Origin of the sequence: Undibacterium sp. Rencai35W (assembly GCF_049340185.1) — a bacterium.
In the GTDB taxonomy this organism is placed as follows: Bacteria; Pseudomonadota; Gammaproteobacteria; order Burkholderiales; family Burkholderiaceae_D; genus Undibacterium.
On the sequence record NZ_JBMPPC010000016.1, the window covers coordinates 1 to 2,284 of the forward strand.

Below are 2,284 nucleotides of genomic sequence, written 5' to 3' on the forward strand. Positions count from 1 at the left end.
CCCCCGGTCGCTGACGCCAAACCCGTCGGCCCCTCCGTGGTCCCCGGCGTGATCGACTTCAACGTCCCCGGCTGCAAACCCGAATACCCGCGCGCCTCGCTACGTAATGAAGAAACTGGCACCGTCGTCCTCTCCGTCGTGATCGGCGCTGATGGCAACGTCAACGACGTCAAGATCGACAAATCCAGCGGCTTCCGCGGACTCGACAACGCCGTCAAATCGCAACTCATGTCAGGCGCCTGCAAAAACAAACCAGGTACCGTAGACGGCAAGCCCCAAGCCACCACCACCAAAGTCCAATACGTCTGGAAGCTCGACTAAGCAAAAACAGCGCAAGAAAGAACAGCGCAAGAACACAGCAAGACCCCGTATAAGCAAGACCGAACAACAGCAACAAAAACAGCCACAACCACAGTAACAGCATTTGAAATTCAAATTTACGAAGGAAGCACACCCATGAAATTCAGCCTGAAAGCCCTACTGGCCGCCGCCATCATCGCCGTCACCGCCCACGCCGCCATCGCCCAAGAATCCGCTAGCGCCGCCGCCGGTGCCGCCCCCGCTGCTGCCGCCCCAGCAGACGCCGCCCCCGCAGCTGCAGCCCCAGCTGCCGAAGGTGCCGCCCCAGCCGCTGACGCCAAAGACAAAGTCGACAACCCCTACGGACTCGACGCCCTCTGGAAAGGCGGTGACTTCGTCGCCAAAGGCACCCTCATCATCATGTTCATCATGTCCATGGGCAGCTGGTACATCCTCATCACCAAAATCGTCGACCAGATCAAACTCGCCGGTCAAGCCAAAGATGCCCAAAGCAAATTCTGGAAAGCCGCCTCTGTCAATGCCGGCATCACCAGCTTAAAAGAAGGCAGCCCATTCCGCTTCATCGCCGAATCCGCCACCAAAGCCAGTGACCACCACGAAGGCGCCCTGTTAGAACAGATCGACCTCAACTCCTGGATCTCCATGTCCATCCAGCGCGCGGTAGAAAAAGTCCAAAGCCGTCTGCAAGATGGCTTAGCCTTCCTCGCCACAGTCGGCTCTACTGCCCCGTTCGTTGGTTTGTTCGGTACCGTCTGGGGTATCTACCACGCGTTGACAGCGATCGGTATCGCCGGTCAAGCCTCCATCGACAAAGTCGCTGGCCCGGTTGGTGAAGCCCTGATCATGACCGCCATTGGTCTGGCAGTCGCCGTTCCCGCCGTATTAGGCTACAACTTCCTGGTCCGCCGCAACAAGAGCGCCATGGAAGACGTCCGCGCCTTCAGCGCCGACCTGCACTCTGTCGTCCTGTCTGGCGTCATGTCCAAAAAAGCCTAAGTCAACCGGCCAGAAGAAACACACTCTCTCCTGGCGCCAAGCGCGCTGGAAGAGAGAGACAGTTGAAGAAGTTCGCTTATCTGAAAGAGAATAATTATGGCAATGGCAATCGGCAACGATGGTGACGGCGAAGACGAAGTCAACAGCACCATCAACACCACCCCATTGGTCGACGTCATGCTGGTCTTGCTGATCATCTTCCTGATCACCATCCCCGTCGTCACCCACACGGTCCCGGTCAAGCTTCCATCGGAAACCAACCAGCCGTACAAAACCAAACCAGAAAACATCAACATCGCCATCAACAAAGACGGCGACATGTTCTGGAACGAAGCGCCAATCGCCAGTACCGACATCCTGCTCGACAAACTCAAAGTCGTCGCAGTGCAGGTACCGCAACCGGAACTGCATATTCGTGGTGACCAGAACACCCGCTACGAATTTGTCGGCAAAGTCATCCTGACCGCCCAGCGCGCCGGGATTGCCAAGGTCGGCTTCGTCACAGAACCCCCGCCAAAGGGCTAAGAAAGGAACACCATGGGAATGCAACTAGGCTCAGGGAGCTCAGGTGAACCGGACGTCATGATCGAAATGAACATGACGCCCTTAATTGACGTCATGCTGGTCCTGATCATCATGCTCATCATCACCATCCCGATTCAAAATCATGCGGTGAACCTGAACATGCCGGTCAATGCACCGCCGGCCAATACGCAGGAAAAACCCGAAGTCATCTCCATTGACGTTGACTTTGACGGCACCGTTCTCTGGAATGGTGTTGCGATCCAGAACAATGCCGATCTCGAGTCCCGTCTGTTGACGGTAGCGACGACACCGAATCAGCCGGAAGTGCATCTGCGGCCCAACAAGCTGGTGGCGTACAAGTCGGTGGCTCATGTGATGGCAACGGCTCAGCGTCTTGGCGTCACTAAGATCGGTATGGTCGGTAATGAGCAGTTCTTGAAGT

4 protein-coding genes are annotated in these 2,284 nt (G+C 56.6%); all 4 read left to right on the forward strand.

Annotated features, from left to right (window positions below; all coding sequences use genetic code 11):
• On the forward strand, positions 1-321 hold a 321-nt coding region (locus ACO0K3_RS19445), incomplete at its 5' end, for an energy transducer TonB (RefSeq protein WP_422987490.1).
• Between the two features lie 135 nt (positions 322-456).
• On the forward strand, positions 457-1,317 hold the full coding sequence (locus ACO0K3_RS19450; protein WP_422987492.1) for a MotA/TolQ/ExbB proton channel family protein: 861 nt from the start codon (positions 457-459) through the stop codon (positions 1,315-1,317).
• A gap of 96 nt (positions 1,318-1,413) precedes the next feature.
• Positions 1,414-1,842, forward strand: coding sequence for an ExbD/TolR family protein (locus tag ACO0K3_RS19455; RefSeq protein ID WP_422962114.1), 429 nt, complete (start codon positions 1,414-1,416; stop codon positions 1,840-1,842).
• Positions 1,843-1,854: 12 nt separating this feature from the next.
• A partial coding sequence (locus tag ACO0K3_RS19460; RefSeq protein ID WP_422987494.1) for an ExbD/TolR family protein occupies positions 1,855-2,284 on the forward strand: 430 nt, incomplete at its 3' end.